Raw genomic sequence first — 25,744 nt, 5'->3', positions numbered from 1 at the left:
AGAGGCCACCGTCACATAATTCCAATTCATAAACCACATGTAAGTTCATGTGTGTGGTTCATATCTAGAGGCGCGCTGCCCGGCAGGTCGGCCGGTGACCGGCTCAGGACGTGGCGAGGGCCGGTCGCAGCTCGTCCGCGTAGAACCGGAAGAACCCGTCGACGTCCGGCCCGGCGTTCACCAGCGCCAGGTGGTCGAACCCGGCGTCCGCGTAGCCGCGGATCGTCTCCAGGTGACGGTCGGGGTCGGGGCCGTACCCGAAGCTGTCGGCGAGGTCCGACTCACGGACCGTCGAGGCGGCCGCCTCGAAGTTCACCGGATTCGGCAACTCGGCCTGCACCTTCCACCCGGCCGCCGAGAACCGGAACAGCCTGTGCGCCGACGCCAGCGCCGCCTCCTCCGTCGGCGCCCACGCCAGGGACACCTCGCCGTAGCGCGGCCCGGTGCCCCCGGCCTGCCGGTACGCGGCGATCAGCTCGGGGTCGGCTTCCGTCGCGAACAGGCCGTCGCCGAGTTCGGCGGCGGTCGTCACCGCCGGACCGCCCGACCCGGCGACCACGATCGGCGGCAGCTCGTCGGGCAGGTCGAACACCCGCGCGTCCTCGAGCCGGATGTGGCGGCCGTCGTAACTGTGGTAGCCGCCGCTCCACAACAACCGGATCACTTCGATCGATTCGCGGAGCATCTGCGTCCGGGTCGCGGCGGCCGGCCAGCCGCGCGCCACCACGTGTTCGTTGAGGTTTTCGCCGCTGCCCAGGCCCAGCACGAACCGGCCGTCGGACAGCAGCGCCGTGGTGGCCGCGGCCTGCGCGATGATCGCCGGGTGGTAGCGCAGGAACGGGCAGGTCACGCCGGTGGCCAACCCGAGGGTGGAGGTCTTCGCGGCGATCGAGCCGAGGATCGACCAGGCGAAGCCCGAATGGTTCTGGTCGTGCAGCCACGGGTGGTAGTGGTCGCTGATCTCGACGAAGTCGAAGCCGGCCTCCTCGGCGCGCACCGCCTGGCGCACCAGCTCGGTCGGTGAATACGCCTCGGCGAACAGTTTGTATCCGATCTTCACGCCCGTCTCCGTTCGTTCCCGCCGCGCGGATCCGCCGCGCACACGCTCGTCCGTGTGATGCGGCTACCCGCGGCGGCGGTCCGCGAACCCGGCACGGTCAGCGCGGTGTGAAGGTGCCGTGGAAGGGCATCGGCACGTGGTGGCGCAACCCGAGGGTCGCGACCGGGCCGGCGTCGGGACGCTCGGCGGGCAGGATCAGCACCCGGGACCGGCGCTCGGCGGCGCTGTGCTGGACGGTGAGCAGCCACCCGTCGCCCTCGGTGTCCGAGGCGGGCGCGAACAGCGGCTCGCACACCGTGTCGCCGGGGTCGCCGACGAAGCGCCGGATGGTGCCGGTGGTGTGTTCGACGGTGGCGACGGAATCGGGGTCGCCGCCGCGGACCGAGGCCTCGGCCAGGTAGGTGTGGCGGTGCGCGGTGGTGGTGCGCCGCGGGTCGAGCTGCGGGAATTCGCAGCCGCGGTCGCCGAGGACCTCGCGGGTGATGCGGCGGCCGCGCCGGTCGATGCGCAGGCGGGTGAGGATGCCGCCGAAGGCGGGTCCGGCGTTGCCGCGGTAGTCGCGCAGGTGCCCGTTCCAGTGTTCCCAGCTTTGCGTGGGATCGTGGGCGACCAGGTCGACGACCGTGGTGGTGTCGTCGTCCTCGTAGGCGTTGGTGACGTGGAAGTGGAACAGCGCGTCCTGTTCGATCTGCACGGGCCGGCCGCCGTCGCGCGGCACCAGCACCACGGTGGTGCCCTTCTCCGGCGCGAACGTCAGGGCGTGGTCCATCGGGCGCAGCCCGAGCAGCATCGACACCGGGCGGGCCACGATCAGCGGATCGACGACGAACACCAGGTGGCGTGCGGTGAGCGCGAAGTCGTGCACGAACGCCGGTTTCGGGATGGGGAACGCGGCGATCTCGGTGAACGCGCCGCGCGGGGTGCGGCGGTAGCAGCGGATCAGCGGCCGCGGGTAGAAGTCGAGGCCGAAGTTGTAGAGGTCCCCGGTGCGCGGATCGATCTTGGGGTGCGCGGAGAAGGCGCCGAGCCGTTTGAGGCGGCCGCCGAAGTCCTCGATGCCGAGGGTGTCGAGGGTGGCCGGGTCGAGGGCATGCGGTTTGCCGCCCTCCCACAGCGCGTAGAGGCGGTCGCCGTGCCGGATCGCGTTGGTGTTGGCCATGTTCGCCGGGAAGCGCAGGGCGTTGGCGAGCGGCCCGCCGCGGCGGGGGTGCCGAATCCGCGGGGCATCTCCGCGGTGCGGTTGCTGCGCCGGTAGCTGCGGGTGCGCACGTAGCGGTTGCGGAAGCGGATCTCGTCGTCGCCGATGTGCAGGCGCGAGATCATGCCGTCGCCGTCGAAGATGTGCTCGACCGGGTGGCCGGCGACGTCGAGGCGTCCCGGTCCGATGCGGTAGAGGGTGCCGCGCAGCCCGTCGGGGATGCGGCCGGTGATCTCGTCGACGGTGTAGTCGTGTTCGTGGTGCAGGGAATCCCACGGGGAGCTGCCGAGCGGTGCGGTGCGGTCGTGGACCCCGGAACCCGGTGAAACAGTCATGGAGGAAATGTCTCACCCTGAAACACTTTCTTCAATAGTGTTTCATCACAGCGGGGGTCGCTAGGATGACCCGGTGTCCCCCGACGATGTGCTGGCCGCCGCGCGATCCTTCGTGCAACGCAAGGGAATTGCGGCGCTGACCCTGGTCGCCGTCGCCCGCGAGGCGCACATCAGCCGCGCCACGATGTACCGGCGCTTCCCGTCCCGCAACGCCCTCGTCGAGGCGCTGATCGACGCCGAACTCGGCGCGCTCGAGGAGGTGGTGCGCGGCCGCGTCGACGTCGTCGACGACCCGCGCGCCACCGTCCGTGCCCTGGTGCGGGACGTGCTCGAGCATCTGGCGCGCAACGCCCCACTGCAGGCGGCGCTGCGCATCGACGGCTCGGTGCTGGTGCCGTGGCTGATCCGGCGCGGCGACTCCCGGACCCTGGTCGACATCGTCACCGACCGGGCCCTGACCCACGTGGCCGGCTCCGCGCTGGCGCCGCACCTGCACCCCGAGCCCGCGGCGGCCGTCGAGTTCATCGTCGCGGCGATCTACGCCGAGCTGTTGTCCCCGGCGCGGCACCTGACGCACGAGCAGATCGCCGACAACCTCGCCGCAGCGGTGGTGCGCTGACGCGCCGGTGTGCCGAAATGGCGGCTCCCACCGCCACAAAGGCACACCGGCGCGTCGGCGCCCCGCGTCAGCGCCGCGGGGTGCCGACCTCGCCGCGACCCCAGTGCCGGAACGCGCTGTCGCTCTCCTCGAGCCGGGCCGCGAGCACCGCGACGATCGTCTCCACCGCCCGCGGCGAGACCATCTCGTGGTGCTCGCAGTCGAGGCGGTACTGGTGGATCTCCCCGGAGACCACGTTGTGCCAGGCGGCGACCGCGGGGATCGACGCCGCCGACCGGCTCGCGGTGAAGAACAGTACGTCCCCGTCGAAGGTGTCCGGGGAATGCCGCCGGGCCGCGCGGGACGCCTCGGTCGATCCGGAGTGGATGCGCTCGAGATGCGCGGCGGTCAGGCCGGTGCTGCCGCCGAGCGACTCGTCGAGGATCGCCGCGGCCCGCTCGAAGCTCGGTTCGGGGCCGCCGTTGACCGACACACCGAGGTCGCGGAGCATGTCCTTGACCCCGACCGCCGGGGCGCCGCCGGGGGTCGCGAGGTGGCTGTCGAGCAGCGCGAGGGTGTCGACGACCTCCCCGGCGCGGCGCAGTTCCACCGCGACGGCGTGCGCGATGACCCCGCCGAGGGACCAGCCCAGCAGGTGGTACGGCCCGTGCGGCTGTACCCGCCGGATCTCCTGCACGTACCGGTGGGCGAGCGCCCGGATGGTGTCGGTGCGTCCCTCCCCGCTCAGCGTCGGCAGCTGCAGCCCGTACACCGGCCGGTGCCCGTCCAGGCGCTGCGCGAGCGGGGCGTAGGCCCAGGACAGGCCGGCCGCCGGATGCACGCAGAACAGCGCCGGGCCGGTGCCCTCGCGCAGCTGCACCAGCACCCGCAGCGCGTCGTCGACGGTCGCCGGTTCGCCCGGTTCGGTCAGGTGCGCGGCCAGGTCCGCCGCGGTCGGGTGCACGAAGATCGCCTGCAGCGGCACCCGCCGGCCCAGGCGTTCCCCGAGCGCCGGCAGCATGCGGGTGGCCAGCAGCGAGGTGCCGCCCAGGTCGAAGAACCCGTCGTCGACCGACACCCGCTCCAGGCCGAGGTGCTCGGCGAAGACCTCGGCGACGATGCGTTCGAGCTCGTTCTCCGGGGCCCGGTAGCGGCCGGTGAAGGTCCCGAAGTCCGGGGCCGGCAGCGCCCGGCGGTCGAGTTTGCCGGCCGGGGTGAGCGGGATCTCGTCGAGCACGATCACCGCCGTCGGCACCATGTGCAACGGAAGCTGCTGCGCCACATGGGCTTTAAGTTCGGCGGGGTCGGGTGCACTGTCCGGGGCGCAGCGCACGTAGGAGACGAGCACGGTCTGCCCGGACGGGGCGGTGTGCCCGACGGTGTGCGCGAAGACCACCTGCTCGTGGCTGCCGAGCGCGGCGTCGATCTCGCCGAGTTCGATGCGGAACCCGCGCACCTTGACCTGGAAGTCGGAGCGGCCCACGTACTCGAGGTCCCGCTCGTGCGTCCAGCGGACGATGTCGCCGGTGCGGTACATCCGCTGCCCCGGCACGTGCGGGTCGGCGACGAACCGGGCCGCGGTCAGATCCGGGCGGGCGTGGTAGCCGCGGGCCAGGCCCGGCCCGGCCACGTACAGTTCCCCGGCCACCCCGACCGGCACCGGCCGCAGCCGCGCGTCGAGCACCAGCGCCCGGAACCCGCGGGTGGGCCGGCCGATGGTGACCGGGTCCCCGGCGGCCAGCGGCGCACTCAGCGAGGTCATGATCGTCGCTTCCGTCGGCCCGTAGGCGTCGATGACGCGCCGGCCCGGCGCCCAGCGGGCCACCAGCTCCGGCGGGCAGGCCTCCCCGGCGACCAGCAGCACCCGCAGCGCCGGCACCGCGGCCGGATCCAGCGACGCCAGCGCGGTCGGGGTGATGAAACTGTGCGTGACCCGGTGGGTGTCGAGCACCGCGGCCAGGTCCTCCCCGCCGTACACCTCCGGCGGGACGATCACCAGGGTCGCGGCCGCCGACAGCGCCATCATCTGCTCGAACACCGACGCGTCGAAGCTCGGCGACGCCAGGTGCGAGACCCGGCCGGCCGGGTCGACCTGCAGGTGCTCGCGTTCCTCGGCGGCCAGGTCCGCCAGGCCCCGGTGGGTGACGGTCACCCCCTTCGGGCGGCCGGTGGAGCCGGAGGTGTAGATGAGATAGGCCGGGTGGTCCGGGCGCAGCGTCGCCGGCCGGTCACGGTCGGTGACGGCCGCGGCGGGCCGGGCCGCGAGCTCGCCGGCGGTGTCCGGATCGTCGAGCACGATCCACCCGACGCCGCGCGGCAGCGTGCCGCGGTGCGCGGCGGTGGTGATCCCGAGCCGGGCCGCGCTGTCGTCGAGCATGTAGGCGATCCGGTCGGTCGGATAGGCCGGATCCACCGGCACGAACGCGGCCCCCGAGCGGATGACCGCCCACACCGCGGTGACCGACTCGATCGAGCGGGTCAACGCGAGCGCGACGACCCGGTCGGGTCCGGCGCCGCGGTCGAGCAGCATTCGCGCCAGCCGGTTCGCGGCGGCGTCGAGGTCGCGGTAGGTGACGGTGCGGTCCCCGTCGACGACCGCGACCGAATCCGGGGCGGCGGCCACGGCCGCATCCAGCAGCTCGGTCCACAGCCCGGTGCCCACCCCGGCCGGGCCGTACGCCGGCACCAACGCGCGGGTCTCGTCGGCGGTGACCAGGTCGATGTCGCCGACGGGCCGGTCCGGGTCGGTGGTGAGCGCGTCGAGCAGCCGCACGAACCGGTCCGCGAACCCGGCGACGGTGGAGGCGTCGAACAGGTCGGTGGCGTACACGAACGCCGCATCCAGTCCGCCGGTGTCGGTTTCGGCGAGCAGCAGTTCCAGGTCGAAGTTGCACACCGTCGGATCCAGCTGCAGCCCGGTGACGGTCAGGTGCGGCAGTTCCAGGCTGGGGCGGGCGTTGTTCTGGAACTCGATGGACACCTGGAACAGCGGCGAGTGCGCGGTCGAGCGGACCGGGTCCACTTCCTCCACGACCCGTTCGAACGGCACGTCCGCGTGCGCGAACGCGTCCAGGTCGGCGGCGGTGACCCGGCCGAGCAGCTCCGCGAACCCGAGCCGGCCGGGCACCCGGGTGCGCAGCACCAGGGTGTTGACGAACATGCCGACCAGATCGTCGAGGGCCCGGTCGCCGCGGCCGGCGATCGGGGTGCCGACGGCGATGTCGTCGCTGCCGGACAGCCGCGCCAGCAGCACCGACAGGGCGGCGTGCACCGCCATGAACAAGGTGGTGTCGCGGCCGGCGGCGAGCCGCTGCAGCCGCGCCTGCAGCTCGGCGTCGATGTGGAACCGGACGATGTCGCCGCGGAAGGACTGCTGCGGCGGGCGCGGCCGGTCGGTGGGCAGGGTCAGCACGTCCGGCAGGCCCGCCAAGGCACGGCGCCAGTGCGCGAGCTGCGCGGCGGCGCGGGAGGTGGGATCGCCGGCGTCGCCGAGCCGCTCGTTCTGCCACAGCGCGTAGTCGGCGTACTGCACCGGCAGCGGCTGCCACGCGGGCCGCTCCCCGCGGGTGCGGGCATGGTAGGCGGTGATCAGGTCGCGGGCCAGCGGCTCGGCGGACGCCCCGTCGGCGGCGATGTGGTGGACCACCAGCACCGCGATGTGCTCGTCGCGGCCGACGGCGAACAGCCGGGCCCGCAGCGGCACGTCGACGGTGACGTCGAAGCCGGTGGCGACGAACTCGCGGATCCGGTCCAGCGCGTCCTGTTCGTCGGTGGTGACCACGTCCAGGTTCAGCGGCACGTCGTCGGCGGCGAGGATGCGCTGGCTCGGGCCGTGCGGCCCGGCCGGGTAGACGGTGCGCAGGCTCTCGTGCCGGCCGAGCACGTCGTGCAACGCCGCCCCGAGCGCGGCGACCGACAGGTGCCCGCTCAGCCGGATCCCGAGCGGAATGTTGTAGGCCGCCGAGGCGGTGTCGAACTGGTTGATGAACCACATGCGCTGCTGCGCCGGGGACAGCGGGATGCGGCCCGGGCGCGGCTGCGGCACCAGCGCCCCGGCGGCCGGGGCGGCGCCGATGTCGGCCAGGTGCGCGGCCAGGGCCCGCACGGTCGGGTTCTCGAACAGGGCGCGCACCGGGATGTCGGTGCCGAGGGTGGCGCCGAGGCGCGCGACCGCGCGGGTCGCGATCAGCGAGTTGCCGCCGATGTCGAAGAAGCTGTCGGTCACCGAGATCCGGTCGGTGCCGAGCACCGCGGCCAGTTCCGCGGCGACGATCGTCTCCAGGTCGGTGGCCGGCGCCTGGTAGGAGCCGTCGGTCGCGGTCAGGTCCGGCACCGGCAGGGCGCGGCGGTCGAGCTTGCCGACCGGGGTCAGCGGCAGCTCGTCGAGGGCGACCACACCGGCGGGCACCATGTGCGCGGGAAGCAGCTCGCCCACGTGGGTTTTCAGGGTGTCGGCGTCGACGGTGCGGCCGGGTTCGGGCAGCACGTACGCGACCAGGACGGTGTCGCCGGACGCGGCGGTGTGCCCGAGGGTCACCGCGAAGGACACATCCGGGTGGGCGGTCAGCGCCGCGTCGATCTCGCCGAGTTCGATGCGGAACCCGCGGACCTTCACCTGGAAGTCGGAGCGGCCCACGTACTCGAGTTCCCGCGCCTCGGTCCAGCGGGCGATGTCGCCGGTGCGGTACATCCGCTCACCCGGCTGCCCGTAGGGGTCGGCGACGAACCGGGCGGCGGTCAGGTCCGGGCGGGCGTGATAGCCACGGGCCAGGCCCCACCCGGCCAGGTACAGCTCGCCGGGCACCCCGACCGGCACCGGGCGCAGCGCCCGGTCGAGGATCACCGCGTGCACCCCGGGCAGCGGGCCGCCGAGGGTGAGGGGGCCGTCGACGCTCATCGGGTCGCTGATCGCCGCCATGATCGTCGTCTCGGTCGGCCCGTACGCGTTGACCAGCCGCCGGCCCGGCGCCCACGCGTCGCGCAGCTCGGGCTGCCAGGCCTCGCCGCCGACGGCGAGATCGACGAAGTCGGGGATGTCGGCGGGCCGCAGCGACGCCAGCGCCGCCGGGGTGATGAACCCGTGGGTGACCTGCTGCTCGCGCAGCACCCGGGCCAGTTCGTCGCCGCCGTACACGGTCGGGGGCACCACCACCAGGGTGGCGCCGGACCCGAACGCGCCCAGGTACTCGAAGATCGACGCGTCGAAACTCGGCGACGAGAAGTGCATGACCCGCGACCCCGGGCCGGTCGCGAAGCGGCGCCGCTGGTCGATCGCGAAGTTCTCCAGGCTGCGGTGGCTGGTCACCACGCCCTTGGGTCGGCCGGTGGAGCCGGAGGTGTAGATCAGGTAGGCGGGATGGTCGAGCCGCAGCGTCGCCGGCCGGTCGGCGTCGGTGACCGGGTCGGCGGGGGCGGTGGCGATCCGCGCGGCGAGCGCGGGATCGTCGAGCATCAGCCACGGCACCGCCTCGGGCAGCCGGTCGCGGTGCGCTGTGGTGGTCACCCCGACGGTGGCGCCGCAGTCGTCGAGCACGAACGCGATGCGCTCCGGCGGATAGTTCGGGTCGACCGGCACGAACGCCGCGCCCGTCTTGGTGATCGCCCACATCGCGGCCACCGACTCGAGGGACCGGGCGATGCCCAGGGCCACGAACGTTTCCGGGCCCACCCCGTGATCGAGCAGCACCCGCGCGGCGCGGGTGGACCATTCGTCGAGGTCCCGGTAGGTCAGCTGCCGGTCCCCGGCGGTGACCGCGATCGCGTCCGGGTGCGCGGCCGCGGTCGCGGCGAACAACTCCGGCAGGGTGCGGGTGGTGCCGCCGGCGGGGCCGCGGACCGGGGCCAGCGCGGCGTGTTCGGCGGCGGTGAGCACCCGCACCGCCGCGACCCGGGTGTCCGGATCGCCGGCGAGGATCTCGAGGACCCGTTCGATGCGGTGCGCGATGGTGGTGACCGCGTCCCGGTCGAACAGTTCCGGCAGGTACTTCATCTTCAGGTGCAGCGTCGCGTCGCTGTGCGCGACGATGCTCAGCGGATAGTGCGCCGCGTCGTGGCCGGTGATGTCGGCGACCCGCATCCCGGCGATGTCGGTGTCGGAGGTCAGCCCGGCGGAGTCGACCGGGTAGGACTCGAACACCGTCAGCGTGTCGAAGCGGGCGGCGGCCCCGACCCGCTGCTCGAGGGTGCTCAGGCGCACGTGGTGGTGGTCGAACAGGGCGGCCTGCTCGGCCTGCACCCGGTCCAGCAGCGCCCCGATCGTCTCGCCCGGCGCCGCGGTGATGCGCACCGGCACCGTGTTGATGAACAGGCCCACCATCGTTTCGACGCCGGGCACCTGCGGGGGCCGGCCGGAGACGGTCGCGCCGAACACCACGTCGGTGCGGCCGGTCAACGCGCCGAGCACCAGACCCCACGCGGTCTGCACCAGGGTGTTGAGGGTGATGCCGCGGCGCGCGGCGACCGTCTCGAGCCGGTCCGACAGGTCCGCGGTCAGGTCGACGAGCAGGTCCTCGGAGACGGCGTCGGTGGCGCCGGTGCGGTGCTCGGGGGCCAGCAGCGTCGCGTCCTCGACCCCGGCCAGGGCCCGGGTCCAGGCCTCGAGCGAGCCCTCGACGTCGCGGCCGGCGAGCCAGGCGAGGTAGTCGCCGTAGCTGTGCGGCCGGTCCAGTGCGGTGGTGTCGCCGTCGGTGGCGTACAGCACCAGCAGCTCCCGCACCAGCAGCGGGGTGGACCAGCCGTCGAGCAGGATGTGGTGGTTCGTCAACGCCAGCCGGTACCGGTCGGCGCCGGTGCGGATCACGGTGCCGCGCAGCAGCGGCGCGGTGGCGGTGTCGAAGCGGGTGCGCCGGTCGGTGGCGAGGATCCGGTCGGCGTCGCCGTCGGGGTCGTCGTGCCCGGAGACGTCCAGCACCGTCCACGGCAGTTCGACGTGCGCCGGGATCACCTGCACGAACCCGCCGGTGCCGTCGCCGGTGAACGCGGCCCGCAGATTCGGGTGCCGCCCGAGCAGCCGGGTGGCGGCGCGGCGCAACCGGTCCGGGTCGACGGTGCCGCGCAGCTCGAAGCACAGTTGCACCATGTACGCGTCGGCGGCGGCGTCGGCGCCCTGACCGGCGAGCAGCGCGTGGAACAGCAGCCCGGTCTGCAGCGGCGCCGGCGGCCACACCGTCTCGAGCGGGCCGTAGCGCTGCTCGAGCCGTTCGACGGTGTCCTGGTCCAGCCGCACCAGCGGCAGATCCGACGGGGTCAGCCCGCCGGCGTGCGGGTCGCGCACGTGATCGGCCAGCGCGGTCGCCGCCCGGGTCCACGCCGCGGTCAGGGCGGTGACGGTCGCGGTGTCGAGCAGCCCGGCCGGGAACGACCAGTGGGCGCGCAGCACCGGGCCGTCGGGGGTGTCGACGGTGACCGCGTTGATGTCCACGACGGCGGGGGCGGGCATGTCCGGGCTCTGCGCCCCGGCACGATCGAAGCCGGTGACCGGCAGCCACGGGGCGTCGCCGCCGGTGTCGACGCCGGCGGTGACCCGGCCCAGGTAGTTGAAACTCAGCTGCGGCGCCGGGTACGCGGCCAGGGCGGGCGCGGTGTCCGGGTTCAGGTAGCGCAGCAGCCCGAACCCGAGGCCCTGCCCGGGCACCGCGGCGAGCTGTTCCTTGACGGTCTTGACGGCGCGGCCGGCGGCCGGCCCGCCGCGCAGCGCGTCGTCGAGGTCCAGGCCGGTGACGTCCAGGCGCACCGGGTGGATGGTGGTGAACCAGCCGACGGTGCCGGACAGGTCGGCGCCGGGCACCGCGGCGGTGTCGCGGCCGTGCCCCTCGACGGACACCAGCACCGGCGCGGGCCCGGTGCGGGCCTGCCGCCACCCGGTGACCGCCAGCGCCAGCGCGGTGAGCAGCGCGTCGTTGACGGTGCCGTGGAAGGCCTGCGGCACCGTGGTGAGCAGCGCCTCGGTCACCGACGTCGGCAGATCCGTGCTCAGCGTGGTGACGGTCGCGGCGGTGTCGAGTTCCGGATCCAGCGGCCGCTCCCCCAGCAGCGGGTCGCCGCCGGCGAGCACCCCGCGCCAGAAGTCGAGTTCGGCGACGCGCTCGGGCCGCTGCGCCTCCTCCACCAGGGCGTGCGCCCACCGCCGCATCGAGGTGCCGGCGGCCGGTTCCAGGGGCGGGGCCGCCGGATCCAGCGCCGCCACCCAGGCCGCGGCCAGGTCGGGCACCAGGATCCGCCAGGACACCCCGTCGACGGTCAGATGGTGCAGCACCAGCAGCAGCCGCCCGGCGCCGACGGTGGCGTCGAACCACACCGCCTGCACCAGCACCCCGCCGGCCGGATCGAGCCGGTCCGCGGCGGCGTCGAGTTCGGCGCCGGCGAGCGCGAAGAAGTCGTCGCTGTCGGCGGCGGAGGTCACCGGCACCCGATGCACCAGGTCGGCGGCGTCGACGCTGCCGGGCGCCCGCACCTGCAGCGTCACCCCGGCCGGGTCGCCGTCCACGGCGGGCACGAGGCGGGCGCGCAGCATGTCGTGCTTGTCCAGCACGGCCTGCAGCACCGTGGTGACGGTGTCCGGGTCGAGACCGGCCGGCAGCCGCAGCAGCGCCGCCTGCGCGTACCGGTCCAGGTTGCCGCCGCGGTCGAGCAGCCACCGCACGATCGGGGTGGCCGGGACGTCGCCGAGACCGCCGCCGGGCAGCTCCGGCAGCGCGGTGCCGGCGGTGGCGCCGAGCGCGGTCACCGCCGCCAGCGCCGCCGGGGTCTTGTGTTCGAACACGTCGCGGGGGGTGAAGTCCAGGCCGGCGGCGCGGGCGCGGGACACCAGCTGGATCGACATGATGCTGTCGCCGCCGAGCGCGAAGAACGAATCGTCGACGCCGACGGTGTCCACGCCGAGCACCTGCGCGAACAGCTCCACGAGGCGGGTTTCGATCTCCCCGGCCGGGGCGCGGGTGCTGGTCGACAGCGCCGCGAAGTCCGGGGCCGGCAGCGCGCGGCGATCCAGCTTGCCGGTCGCGGTGGTCGGCAGCGCGTCCAGCACCACCAGCGTCGCGGGCACCATGTACGCGGCCAGATCCGCCGCGACCGTCGCCAGTGTCGCCGCGACGTCGACGTCCACGCCGGTTTCCGGGACCACGTAGCCGACCAGCCGGTCGGTGGTGGTGTCGGTGCCGGCCCGGTCGTCGTGGTGCACGACCGCGACCGCGCGGGCGATGCCCGGGCACCGCATGAGCGCCGCCTCGACCTCCCCGAGTTCGATGCGGAAGCCGCGCCACTGCACCTGGAAGTCGCTGCGGCCCAGGTACTCCACGTCGCCGGAGCGGGTGCGGCGGGCCAGGTCGCCGGTGCGGTACAGGCGGGTGCCGGGGGCGCCGTACGGGTCGGCGACGAACCGGGCCGCGGTCAGGTCCGGGCGGCCCAGGTAGCCGTGGGCGAGCTGGTCCCCGGCGACGTACAGGTCGCCGGTCACGCCGACGGGCACCGGATGCAGCCGGGCGTCGAGGATGCGCAGCCGCAGCCCCGGCACGGCGTCGCCGATGACGCTGGCGGTGGCGGCGGCCGCGGACCGCCGGTCCAGCGGCAGCGCGGTCACGTGCACCGTGGTCTCGGTGATGCCGTACATGTTCACCAGCGTCGGCGCGGTGTCCGGGTGCCGCCGGTACCAGCGTTCGAGCTGCGCCAGATCCAGGGCCTCCCCGCCGAAGATCACCCAGCGCAGCGACAGGCCGCTGTCGGCGGCGGCCCGATCCGCCTCGACCAGCTGGTAGAACGCGGTCGGGGTCTGGTTGAGCACGGTGACGTGTTCGCGGCGCAGCAACGCCAGGAACGCGTCCGGGGAGCGGGCGGTGTCGTGGTCGACGACGACGAGCCGGCCGCCGTAGGCCAGTGCCCCCCACATCTCCCACACCGAGAAGTCGAACGCGTAGGAGTGGAACATCGTCCACACGTCGTGCCGGTCGAACCGGTAGCGCGGGGCGGTGGCGTCGAGCAGCGCCACGACGGTGCGGTGCGGCACCATCACGCCCTTGGGGCGGCCGGTGGAGCCGGAGGTGTAGATGACGTAGGCGGTGTGGTCGGGGCGGCGCGGGCCGCGGCGTTCCCGCTCGCTCAGCGCGGTGTCCGGCAACGCCGCGATCTCCGCGGCGATGATCGCGTCGTCCAGCAGGATCGTGGGAATGTCGGTGCGCGGCAGCGACTCCCGGTATCCGTTGGTGGTGACCACGCACACCGGCCGGGCGTCGTCGAACATGAACGCCAGCCGCTCCGGCGGATACGCCACGTCGACCGGCAGATACGCGGCGCCGGTGTCGAGGACGGCCAGCAGCACCGCGACCAGATGGGTGGTGCGCGGCAGCGCCACCGCGACGAGCGTGCCCGGCGCGGCGCCGCGCGCGGCGAACGCGCGGGCCAGCCGGTGCACGTGGCTCGACAGCTGCCGGTAGGTGAGCTGCCCGTCGACGCCGGTGACGGCGACCGCGTCGGGGGTGGTGGCGGCGGCCCGGTCGAACAGGCCCATCAGGGTCGGCCCGGAGCCGGGGACGGGGGGCACGACCGGTTCGTGTTCGGCGGGTTCGAGCAGGTCGATGTCGCCGACGGGCACGGTCGGGTCGGTGGTGACCGCGTCGAGCAGCCGCAGGAACCGCTGCGCCAGCGCGGTGACGGTGTCGGCGTCGAACAGGGCGGTGGCGTAGGTGAACGCGGCGTCCAGGCCCGCGGGTTCGGCGACCCCGGTGGTGGGTTGCTCCCCGATCGTCAGCTGCAGGTCGAACTTGGCGACGTGCGGGTCGGCGTCGAGGGCCTCGACGGTCAGGCCGGGCAGGTCCAGGTGGGGGCGTTCGTTGTTCTGGAATTCCAGGACCACCTGGAACAGCGGGGTGTGGTCGAGGGCGCGGGCCGGGGCCAGCGCGTCGACGAGCTTCTCGAACGGCAGCTCGGTGTGCCCGAACGCGGCGAGGTCGACCTCGCGGGTGCGTTCGAGGTGGTCGGCGAAGGACAGGGCGCCGGTGACCGGGGTGCGCAGCACCAGGGTGTTGACGAACATGCCGACCAGGTCGTCGAGGGCGCGGTGGCCGCGGCCGGCGATGGGGGTGCCGATCGTGATGTCGTCGCTGCCGGAGACGCGGGCGAGCAGCACCGACAGGGCGGCGTGCACGGTCATGAACAGGGTCGCGCCGTGCCGGGCGGCCAGGTCCTGCAGGCGGCGGTGCACCTCGGCGGGGACGGTGAAGTGCACGGTGTCGCCGTGGAAGGACTGCTGCGCGGGCCGCGGCCGGTCGGTGGGCAGCGCCAGCACCTCCGGGACGCCGGCGAGGGTGCGGCGCCAGTGCTCGAGGTGCCGGGCGGCCAGCGAGTCCGGGTCGTCGAGGTCGCCGAGCAGCTCCCGCTGCCACAGGGCGTAGTCGGCGTACTGCACCGGCAGCGGTTCCCACGCGGGGGCGCTGCCGCTGCTGCGGGCCAGGTAGGCGGTCATCACGTCGCGGGCCAGCGGCGCCATGGAGGCGCCGTCGGCGGCGATGTGGTGCACGACCAGCACGAGCACGTGCTCGTCCGGGCCGGGGGTGAACAGGGCGGCGCGCAGCGGGACCTCGGTGGCGACGTCGAAACCGGCGGTGATGGTGGCGAAGATCCGGTCCGGCAGGTCGGCCGCGGCGATGGGGATCGGCTGCAGGTCCGGCATGGCCCGCTCCGGCGGCGCGATCCGCTGCACCGGGCCGCCGGCGTCGGCCGGATACCAGGTGCGCAGGCTTTCGTGGCGGGTCAGCACGTCGTGCACGGCGGTGGTCAGCGCCGCGGTGTCCAGCCGCCCGGTCAGCCGGATGGCGAGGGGAATGTTGTAGGCCGCGGAGGTGGGGTCGAACTGGTTGACGAACCACATGCGCTGCTGCGCCGGGGACAGCGGGAGCTGCTCCGGCCGCTGCCCCGCGGTGAGCGGGATGCGGGTGCTGCCGCCGTGGTCGTCGAGGATGCGGGCGGCCAGCGCCCGCACGGTCGGGGCCTCGAACAGTGCGCGGACCCCGGCGTCGGTGCCGAGCGCGGTGTTGATGCGGGCCAGCACCCGGGTGGCGAGCAGCGAGTTGCCGCCGATGTCGAAGAAGCTGTCGTCGACGGAGACCCGCTCGTGGCCGAGCACCTCGGCGACGAGTTCGGCGATGGTCGCCTCGAGCTCGGAGCTCGGCGGGTGGTAGTCGCCGCCCCCGACGGTCAGGTCCGGTATCGGTAGGGCGCGCCGGTCGAGTTTGCCGACCGGGGTCAGCGGGATCTCGTCGAGCACCACGATCGCGGCGGGCACCATGTGGGCGGGCAGCCGGCCGGCGGCGTGGACGCGCAGGGCGGCGGTGTCGACGGTGCGGCCGATGTCGGGCAGCACGTAGGACACCAGCGCGGTGTCGCCGGAGGGGGCGGTGTGGCCGAGGGTGACCGCGAAGGTCACGTCCGGGTGGGCGGCGAGCGCGGCGTCGATCTCGCCGAGTTCGATGCGGAAGCCGCGGACCTTGACCTGGAAGTCGGTGCGGCCGAGGTATTCGACGGTGCCGTCGGCGCGCCAGCGCACCACGTCGCCGGTGCGGTACATCCGTTCCCCGGGGCGGCCGTAGGGGTCGGCGACGAACCGGGCGGCGGTCAGGTCCGGGCGGCGGTGGTAGCCGCGGGCCACCCCGGGGCCGGCGATGTAGAGTTCGCCGGCCACCCCGACCGGGACCGGACGCAGCCGGTCGTCGAGGATCACCTCGTGGAAGCCGATGGCCGGGCGGCCGACGGTGACGGTTTCCCCGGGGTGCATGTCGGGGCTGACGCTGGTTTCGATGGTCGCCTCGGACGGCCCGTAGCCGTTGTACATGTGCCGGTTCGGGGCCCAGCGTGCCACCAGTTCCGGTGGGCACGCCTCCCCCGCGACGACGAGCACGTCCAGGTGGTCGAGCCCGGCCGGGTCGAGCGAGGCGAGCGCGGTCGGGGTGATGAACGCGTGGGTGACGTGTTCGTCGCGCAGGATGCGGGCCAGTTCGTCGCCGCCGTACACGGTGGGCGGGACGATCACCAGCGTCGCGCCGGCGCAGAACGCCTTGGTCAGCTCGAAGATCGACGCGTCGAAACTGGGCGAGGCCAGATGCGACACCCGCGCCCCGTGCGTGATGGAGAAGTGTTGCCGCACTTCGGCGTTGAGGTTGGTCAGGCCGCGGTGCGCGACGACGACGCCCTTGGGTCGGCCGGTGGAGCCGGAGGTGTAGATCAGGTAGGCGGGGTGGTCGAAGTGCAGCGGGGTGCGGCGGTCGGCGTCGGTGACCGGGTCCGCGGAGACGGTGGCCAGGCGGGCGCGGACCTGCGGGTCGTCGAGCACCAGCCACGGCACCGTCTCCGGCAGCGCGGCGCGGTGCGCGGCGGTGGTCAACCCGATGGTGGCGCGGCAGTCGGTGAGCATGTAGCCGATCCGCTCGGCCGGATAGGTCGGGTCGACGGGCACGAACGCGGCCCCGGACTTGGTGACCGCCCACACCGCGGCGACCGACTCGATGGACCGGGAGATACCCAGGGCGACAAATGTTTCCGGGCCGGCGCCGGCGTCGATCAGCACCCGCGCGACGCGGTTGGACCAGGCGTCGAGTTCGCCGTAGGTGACGGTGCGGCCCTCGAAGGACAACGCCACCGACTCCGGGACGATCGCGGCGACCGAGGACAGCAGTTCCGGCCACAGCTGCGGGGACACCGGCGGCAGGCCCCGCGCCGGGGCGAGGGTCGCCAGCTCGGTGGGGGTGACGATCTCGATGTCGCCGACCGGCCGGTCCGGGGCGGTGACGATCGCGGTGAGGATCCGCCGGAACCGGTCGGCGAAGGAGACGACGGTGTCCGGATCGAACAGGTCGGTGGCGTAGGTGAACGCCGCCCGCAGCCCGGCCGGCCCGTGCTCGTCGGTGGATTCGGCGATCGCCAGCTGCAGATCGAAGTGCGACAGGGCCGGTTCGAGGTCGAGCACCGTGGCGGTCAGGCCGGGCAGGGTCACCTCGGGGCGTTCGATGTCCTGGAACTCGAGCAGCACCTGGAACAGCGGCGAGTAGGCGGTCGAGCGGGGCGGATCGAGCACCTCCACGAGCCGCTCGAACGGGATGTCGGCGTGCGTGAACGCGGACAGGTCGGTGGTGCGCACCCGCTCGAGCAACGCGGTGAACGACTCCCGGTCGTCGACGCCGGTGCGCAGCACCACGGTGTTGACGAACATGCCGACCATGTCGTCGAGGGCGCGGTCGCCGCGGCCGGCCACCGGCGTGCCGACCACGATGTCGGTGGACGACGACAGCCGCGCCAGCAGCACCGACAGCGCCGCGTGCACCACCATGAACAGCGACGCGTCGTGGGTGCGGGCCAGGGTGGTCAGCGCGCGGTGGGTGTCGGCGTCGACGGTGAACGGGATGCGGGCGCCGCGCTGGCTCTGCTGCACCGGCCGCGGCCGATCCAGCGGCAGTTCCAGCAGTTCGGGTACCTCGTCGAGGGTGTCGCGCCAGAACGCCAGCTGCCGCCCGGCGGTCGAGTCGGGGTCGGTGTCGTCGCCGAGCACCGCGTGCTGCCACATCGTGTAGTCGGGATACTGCACCGGCAGCGGCGTCCACTGCGGGGCCTCGCCGACGCTGCGGGCCGTGTAGGCGGCGATGACGTCGCGGGTCAGCGGCAGCATCGAGAACCCGTCCGCGGCGATGTGGTGCACCACGAGCACCAGGATGTGTTCGTGCTCGTCGACGGTGAGCAGCCGCAGCCGCACCGGGACCTCGGCGGCCACGTCGAAACCGGCGGACACCACGGCGGTGATGTCGGGGATCGGGTCGGTCGGGTCGGTGACGGCGGCGACGGTCAGCTCGGGCAGCGCCGCGGTCGCCGGCACCACCACCTGGGTCGGCCCGTCGTCGGTGAGCGGGTAGCGGGTGCGCAGCGAATCGTGGCGCAGCGCCACGTCGGCGAGCGCGTGCCGCAGCGCGGCCACGTCGAGGGTGCCGGTCAGCCGCAGCGCGACGGCGATGTTGTAGGCCGGGGAGGCGGTGTCGAACTGGTTGATGAACCACATGCGCTGCTGCGCCGGGGACAGCGGGATCCTCTCCGGCAGTTCCACCGGCTGCAGCGGCGGCCGGGTCGGGCGCAGCGCGGTGTCGTCGCCGAGTTCGAGGCGGGCGGCCAGCGCCGCGACGGTGGGGCTGTCGAACAGGTCGCGCACCCCGATGTCGGTGCCAAGTGCCGCGGAGATCCGCGCGGCCAGGCGCATCGCGAGCAGCGAATTGCCGCCGAGATCGAGGAAGTTGTCGTGCACCCCGACCCGGTCGACGCCGAGCAGGTCCGCGAAGATCGAGGCGAGCAGTTCCTCGACGGTGCTGCGCGGGGCGGTGTGGTCGGCGGGGGTGACCGGTTCCGGGGCGGGCAGGGCGCGCCGGTCCAGTTTCCCGGTGGGGCCCACCGGCATCCGGTCCAGCACCGTGAGCTGGGCGGGCACCATGTAGTCGGGCAGGCGCCCGGCGGCGAACGTGAGCACCGCGGCGGGGTCGACGGAGCCGCCGGCGGCGGGCACGACGTAGCCGACGAGCCGGTCGTCGGCGCCGTGGTGCACGAGCACCGCGGCCTGCGCGACGTGCTCGTGGGCGCGCAGCGCGTGTTCGATCTCGCCGAGTTCGATGCGCTGGCCGCGGAGTTTGACCTGGAAGTCGCTGCGGCCGAGATAGCGCAGCGCCCCGTCGGCGCGCCAGGACACCAGATCGCCGGTGCGGTACATGCGTTCGCCGGTGCCGTAGGGGTTCGCGACGAACCGGTCGGCGGTCAGATCGGGGCGGAACGGATAGCCGCGGGCCAGCTGGATGCCGGACAGATACAGTTCGCCGACGCCGCCGACCGGCACCGGCTGCAGCCGCGCGTCCAGCACGTGCACGCGGGTGTTCCACACCGGGGTGCCGATGGGCACGTCGCCGGTGTCGGCGTCGGTGACCTGCCAGGCGGTGACGTCGACGGCCGCCTCGGTGGGCCCGTACAGGTTGTGCAGCGCCGTGGTGGGCAGCGCGGCGCGGGCGGCGCGGGCGGTGTCGGCGGGCAGCGCCTCGCCGCTGCAGAACACCAGCCGCAGCGAGCGGCAGCGGTGCGGGTCGATGGCCTCGACGAACACCGCGAGCATCGACGGCACGAAGTGCACGACGGTGACGCCGGTGTCCTCGATCAGCCGGGTCAGGTAGGCGGGGTCGCGGTGTCCGTCGGGGGCGGCGACGACCAGCCGCGCCCCGGTCTGCAGGGGCCAGAAGAACTCCCACACCGACACGTCGAAGGTGGCGGGGGTCTTCTGCAGCACGGTGTCGTCGGCGGTCAGCGGGTAGGCGTGCTGCATCCAGCGCAGCCGGTTGACGATGGCGGCGTGGGAGACCGCCACGCCCTTGGGGCGGCCGGTCGAACCGGAGGTGTACAGGACGTAGGCGAGGTCGTCGGGGCGCAGCGGCGCGGTGCGTTCGGCGTCGGTGACCGGGGTGTCCGGGTAGCCGCCGGTGTCGAGCCGGTCCAGATACACGACGGCGGAGCCGGCGGGCAGGTCGGCGTGGTCGGCGGTGGTGGTCAGCACGCAGGCCGGGGCCGCGTCGGCCAGCACGTAGCCGAGCCGGTCGGCGGGATGGTCGGGGTCGAGCGGCAGGTGCGCGGCGCCGGTCTTGCCGGCGGCGTACATGCCGACGAGCAGGTCGATCGAGCGGTGCATGGCCAGCGCCACGATGGTGCCGGGGCCGACGCCGAGGCCGATGAGGTGGCGGGCGAGGCGGTTGGCGCGGGCGTCGAACTCGGCATAGCCGAGGGTGGTGTCGCCGAACACCACGGCCGGGGCGTCGGGGCTGCGCCGGACCTGCGCGTCGAACAGGTCGACGAGGGTGCCGTCGACGCGGGGGACGTCGGTGGCGTTCCACTCGGCGAGGATCCGGGTGCGTTCGGTGGGGGTGAGCAGATCCAGGTCGCCGATCGGGACGTCGGGGGTGTCGACGGCGGCGGTGAGCAGCCGCACGAACCGGTCCGCGAACGCGGCGGCGGTGGCGCGGTCGAACAGGTCGGTGGCGTAGGACAGCGCCCCGCTGAGCGCGACCGGGCCGCCGTCGTCGCCGGGCACCTCGGACAGCAGCAGGTGCAGGTCGAATTTGGTGGTGTCGGTGGCGATCTCGCCGGCGTCGACGGTCAGCCCGGGCAGCTCGAGGTGGGCGGCCTCGTTGTTCTGGAAGGCGAGCATCACCTGGAACAGCGGCGAGTAGGCGGCGGAGCGGCCGGCGGCGACGGTGTCGACGACCAGTTCGAACGGCACGTCGGTGTGCTCGAAGCTGTCGAGATCGATCGCGCGGACCGCCTGCAGGTGCTCGGCGAAGGAGCGCCCGCCGGACACCGGGGTGCGCAGCACGACGGTGCCGACGAACATGCCGACCAGCTCGTCGAGGGCGCGGTCGCCGCGGCCGGAGACCGGGCTGCCGATGCTGATGTCGTCGCTGCCGGACAGCCGCGCGAGCAGCGCCGCCAGCGCGGCGTGCACCGTCATGAACGGGGTCGCGGCGTGGGCCTGCGCGATCGCCCCGATGCGCCGGTACAGCTCCGGGGCGATGTCGAACCGGACGGTGTCGCCGCGGAAGGACTGCTGCGGCGGCCGCGGCCGGTCGGTGGGCAGGGACAACAGTTCGGGGGCGCCGGCGAGGCGGTCGCGCCAGAACGCGAGCTGGCGGCCGGCGACCGACTCGGGATCGGCGGGGTCGCCGAGCCAGCCGCGCTGCCACAGCGCGAAGTCGGCGTACTGCACCGGCAGCGGTTCCCACGCGGGGGCGCTGCCGCTGCTGCGGGCCAGGTAGGCGGTCATCACGTCGCGGGCCAGCGGCGCCAGGGACGCACCGTCGGCGGCGATGTGGTGGGCGATCACCGCCAGGACGTGCTCGTCGTCGCCGAGTTCGAACAGCGTGACCCGCAGCGGCAGGTCGGTGGCGACGTCGAATCCGGTGGCCGCGCAGGCGGCGAGGGCGTCGTCGAGGCGGTCGGCGGGGACCGGGACCGGGTCGAGGGCGGGCACGGTGTCCGGGGACAGCACCCGCTGGACCGGGCCGTCGGCGGTGGCGGGAAACACCGTGCGCAGCGCCTCGTGGCGGGTCACCACGTCGCGGACCGCGGCCGACAGCGCCTCGACGTCGAGCCGGCCGGTCAGCCGGATCGCCATCGGGATGTTGTAGGCCGCCGACGCGGTGTCGAGCTGGTTGACGAACCACAGGCGCTGCTGCGCCGCGGACACCGGCACCGGGTCCGGGCGGGGCCCGGCGACCAGCGGCGGCCGGTCCACGGCGCCGGCGGCGTGCAGGGCCGCGGACAGGGCCCGGACCGTGGGCGACTCGAACAGCGCGCGCACCCCCAGGTCGGTGCCGAGCGCGGCGTTGATGCGGGCCAGCACCCGGGTGGCGATCAGCGAGTTGCCGCCCAGATCGAAGAAGCTGTCGTCGATCCCGACCCGGTCGAGGCCGAGCTGGTCGGTGAACACCTCGGCGACGGTGCGTTCGATGTCGGTGGTGGGGGCGGTGAACTCGGTCGCGGACGTGAACACCGGGTCGGGCAGCGCGCGGCGGTCGAGCTTGCCGACGGGGGTCAGCGGGATCCGGTCGAGCACGGTAACCGCGGCGGGCACCATGTACCCCGGCAGCCGGCGGCCGACGTGCGCGAGCAGCGCGGCGACGTCGACGGTGTGCCCGGTCTCGGGCAGCACATAGGAGGCGAGCAGGGTGTCGCCGGACGGTGCGGTGCGGCCCAGGGTGACCGCGAACGCGACGTCCTCGTGGTCGGTGAGCACCGCGTCGATCTCGCCGAGTTCGATGCGGAACCCGCGGATCTTGACCTGGAAGTCGGAGCGGCCCAGGTACTCGGCGTTCGCCCGCTCACCGTTGGAACGCCAGCGCACCACGTCGCCGGTGCGGTACATGCGGGAGCCCGGGGGGCCGTAGGGGTCGGCGACGAACCGGGTGGCGGTCAGCCCCGGCTGGTTGTGGTAGCCGCGGGTGACGTCGGGTCCCCCGATGTACAGCTCGCCGGCGAGCACGGGAGGCAACGGGTGCAACCGTTGATCGAGCAGGACCTCGTTGACTCCGCACACCGGGGTGCCGAGGGTGATCGGATTGCCCGCTCGCAGCGCGGCGATGTTCACGACCACCGTCGTCTCGGTCGGCCCGTACCCGTTGTACATGCGGCAGCGGGGCGCCCAGCGGGCCGCCAGCTCCGGGGGGCACGCCTCCCCGGCGACGATCACGACCTCCAGGTCGACCTGGGCGGGGTCGACCGAGGCCAGCGCGGCCGGGGTCGCGAACGCGTGGGTGACGCCCTGCTCGCGCCAGATCCGCGCGAGCTCGTCGCCACCGTAGACGGTGTCGGGCACGATCACGAGGGTCGCGCCGACACCGAACGCGGTCATGTACTCGAAGATCGACGCGTCGAAGCTCGGCGACGAGAAGTGCGACACCCTGGCGGTCGGCAGCGGCGCCAGCCGGTTGTGCAGCGACGCGGCCAGGTTCGACAGGCCCCGGTGCGGGACGACGACACCCTTCGGGCGGCCGGTGGAACCGGAGGTGTAGATCAGGTAGGCGGGATGGTCGACGTGCAGGTCCGCGCGGCGATCGAGGTCGGTCAGCGGCAGCGGGGACGCCGCGTCCACCCGCTCCTTGAAGTCGGGGCCGTCGAGCACCAGCCACGGCACCGTGTCGGGCAGGGTTCCGTGATGCCGGGCCGTGGTCAGCCCGAGCACGGCACCGGAGTCGGTGAGCATGTGCTCGACGCGGTCGCGCGGGTAGGAGGGGTCGACGGGCACGAACGCCGCGCCGGACTTGGCGACCGCCCAGATCGCGGCGACCGACTCGATGGAGCGGGCGATGCCCAGCGCCACGAACTTCTCCGGGCCCAGACCGGCGTCGACGAGGACCCGGGCGGCACGGTTGGACCATTCGTCGAGTTCGCGGTACGTCACGGTGCGGTCCAGGCAGGACAGTGCCACGGTGTCGGGCACGATCGCCGCGACCGAGGAGAGCAGCTCGTGCCACAGCTGCGGCGACATCGTCGGTCGTCCCCGCGCCGGGACGAGTCCGGCCAGGTCGGCGGGTGCGACGAAGTCGATGTCCCCGACCGGGACCTCCGGGTCGGTGGTGACGGCGGCGAGGATCCGGGCCCAGCGGTCGACGAGTTCGCGGATCGCGGCGGCGTCGAACACCTCGTCGGCGTAGGTGCAGTGCACCCGCAGTTCGGTGTCGCCGGGGGTGACGTGCAACGCGACGTCGACCGGGGCCGGCGGACGGCCGGGCGCGGCGTCGGTGGCGGTGGTGTTGATGGCGGGGTCGGGGTCGTCGACGCTCAGCACCACCGGCAGCACGAGATCGGCGGCCCGCTCCAGGGTTTCCGCGCTCACGTCGGCGTGAGCGAGGGCGCCGGCGACGACGTCGTGCACCCGGGCGAGGACGGTGCCGAACGACTCGGCGCCGAAGACCGGGATCCGCAGCGGCAGCACCGTGGCGCCGGAAGGCATCCCGACGACGGTGTCCTCGCTGCCGGTCAGGCGGGCGACGAGCACCGCCAGCGCGGCGTGCAACACCCGGGGCAGGTGCGCGCCGCCCCCGGCGAGGTCGGTGAGGGCGGGCAGGTCGGCGGGGATCGTCACGTCGAGTTCGGCGGTGCTCGAGCGCTGCGCGGGACGGCGCCGCAACGCGGGCAGTTCCAGCCGTTCCGGGGCGCCGGCGAGGGTGCGTTCCCAGAACGCGGCGGTGGCGGCGGCGCGGCGGACCCGCCGGCCGATCGCGGCGGACTCCGGGTGGATCCGGTCCACCGCGGTGTCGGCGGCGGCCCGCACGAATTCGTCGAGCAGCGCCACGAACCGCTCGTGGTGGATCCGCAGCTCGTCCTCGTCGTACCGGTTCGGGTTGCCGCGGAAATCGACGAACGTGCGGGCCGGAGTGCCGGACTGGTAGATGTTCACCAGCAGGTCCTCGACGGGACCGGAGGTCATGATGTGGAAGTCGCCGCGCAGCGGGCCGAGCTGGATCCGCTGGTCGAACAGCATGATGTTGATCTGCGGCCCGGCGTACCGGCTGCTGTCCCCCGCCGCCCCGGTTTCGCGGCGCACGTCCTCGAGGCTGCACCGCTGGTGCCGCAGCGCCCCGGTCAGCTCGAGCTGCACCCGGCCGACGAGGGCTTCGCGGGTGTCGTCGGGGTCGACGCGGATGTGCAACGGCACCGTATTGACGAGCATGCCGCCGGACCGCCGCACCAGCGCGGTGGTGCGCGCCGACACCGGCAGGTTGACGACCACGTCGTCGTGGCCCGTCAGACGGGTCAGGTAGGTGGCGAACGCGGCGACCAGCACCGCGCTGGAGGAGGACACGGTGCTGGTTTCGGTGGCGGTCAGATCCCGCACCAGCTCCTCGGGCAGCGCGGTGCCGGTCAGGGTGCTGTGCGCCGCGACCGGTCCGGTGCGCCGGGCCAGGGTGGTGCCGGCGTCCATGCCGGCGACCCGGCCCACCCAGTAGTCGCGGTCGGCGACGAAGCGGCTGGACTCGCGGTAGTCGCGGTCCCAGTCGTAGAGGGTGCGCAGGTCCGCGGCGCGGGCGGGTTCGGGATCGCGGCCTTCGAACGCCGCGGTGTACAACTCGGCGATGCGGTTGACCACCGTCATGGCCGCGTAGCCGTCGAGGGCGACATGGTGAATCCTGCTGTACCACAGGTAGTGCCGGTCGGCGACCTGCAGGATGGTCATGTTCACGAGCGTGTCGCGGGCCAGATCCACCGGGGTGGCGTAGTCGGCGTCCATCCAGGTCCGGGCCGCGGCGAGCGGATCGGGTTCGTCGCGGAAGTCGAGCACCGGGATGTCCTGGTGTTCCAAGGCGGGGTCGACGAACTGGTGGGGTTCGCCGTCGACGTCGATCACCCGCAGGAAGGCGGACTGGAATTCGGCGCCGGCGGTGCGGCCGGCACGCCGCAGCAGATCGATGTCGAGGTCGCCGTGCAGATCGACGTATTGGGCGATGCAGATCGGGACGTCGGGTTCCAGTTGCTGAGCGAACCAGATGGAGCGTTGCGCGGAAGATAGGGGGAAGGCTTCCGACGGCGTCTGCTGAGCGTCTCGCAACAGAAATCTCCCCTCAAGAAAGCGATTCCGGTACGGGCCTGCTCGTCCCCCGACCAATGGCAGGTCCGACCTCGTCGAATCGACGGTGGTGTTGCTCTCTCTCGTTTCGATCGTCCGCGTGCCGGTGATCGTGTCAAGGCGGAAATCCGGCGTGGACGCTCCTCAAGCTAGACCATTGCCGAACCGCAGGACGCAAAACCGGCACGGGAATTCGGGGCTCACCCGGGGTCCGAAACCGAACCGATATCCGATGCCGACATACCGAGTGCATTCTCCGTCACGTCAGCGGTTTGATATCACTATTCGATAGCGATTCGATCACCGCACGATATCCGGATACGAATTGTCTGTTCTGTAACTGGATGTAACGCGAATTCCCCGAGTGACCGGCCCCCACCCCATTATTCTCGGGCGCACCGGACAATCCCCACGCACGCCCGCGCGACCCGAAGGA

At 73.4% G+C, this 25,744-nt stretch carries 4 protein-coding genes and 1 pseudogene; 2 read left to right on the top strand and 3 right to left on the bottom strand.

Translation table 11 applies throughout. The annotated features are described in order from the left end of the window. Positions 1-103 precede the first annotated feature (103 nt). Both ACWDUD_RS05125 and ACWDUD_RS05120 read right to left on the bottom strand, forming a co-directional pair. Complete coding sequence (locus ACWDUD_RS05125; protein WP_450108553.1) at positions 104-1,060, bottom strand: TIGR03557 family F420-dependent LLM class oxidoreductase; 957 nt, start codon at positions 1,058-1,060, stop codon at positions 104-106. A 97-nt stretch (positions 1,061-1,157) separates the two neighbouring features. Beyond that, positions 1,158-2,467: pseudogene (locus ACWDUD_RS05120) on the bottom strand (carotenoid oxygenase family protein). Between ACWDUD_RS05120 and ACWDUD_RS05115 the strand changes: the two are divergent. Beyond that, positions 2,366-2,584, top strand: coding sequence for a hypothetical protein (locus tag ACWDUD_RS05115; protein WP_450108575.1), 219 nt, complete (start codon positions 2,366-2,368; stop codon positions 2,582-2,584). The pseudogene ACWDUD_RS05120 and the gene ACWDUD_RS05115 sit on opposite strands and share 102 nt — an antisense overlap. An 82-nt stretch (positions 2,585-2,666) precedes the next feature. Next, positions 2,667-3,212 carry a TetR/AcrR family transcriptional regulator gene (locus ACWDUD_RS05110; protein WP_450108552.1) on the top strand — a complete coding sequence of 182 codons (546 nt, stop codon included), beginning with the start codon at positions 2,667-2,669 and terminating at the stop codon, positions 3,210-3,212. A gap of 67 nt (positions 3,213-3,279) precedes the next feature. Here the strand turns inward: ACWDUD_RS05110 and ACWDUD_RS05105 are convergent, their stop codons facing one another. Next, positions 3,280-25,290: a non-ribosomal peptide synthase/polyketide synthase gene (locus ACWDUD_RS05105; RefSeq protein ID WP_450108551.1), complete on the bottom strand. Its 22,011-nt coding sequence runs from the start codon at positions 25,288-25,290 to the stop codon at positions 3,280-3,282. Between the last annotated feature and the right edge of the window lie 454 nt (positions 25,291-25,744).

This window comes from Rhodococcus sp. NPDC003382 (assembly GCF_053589135.1).
Note: the sequence above shows the minus strand (reverse complement) of the source record. Positions and strands in the feature narration are given on the sequence as shown.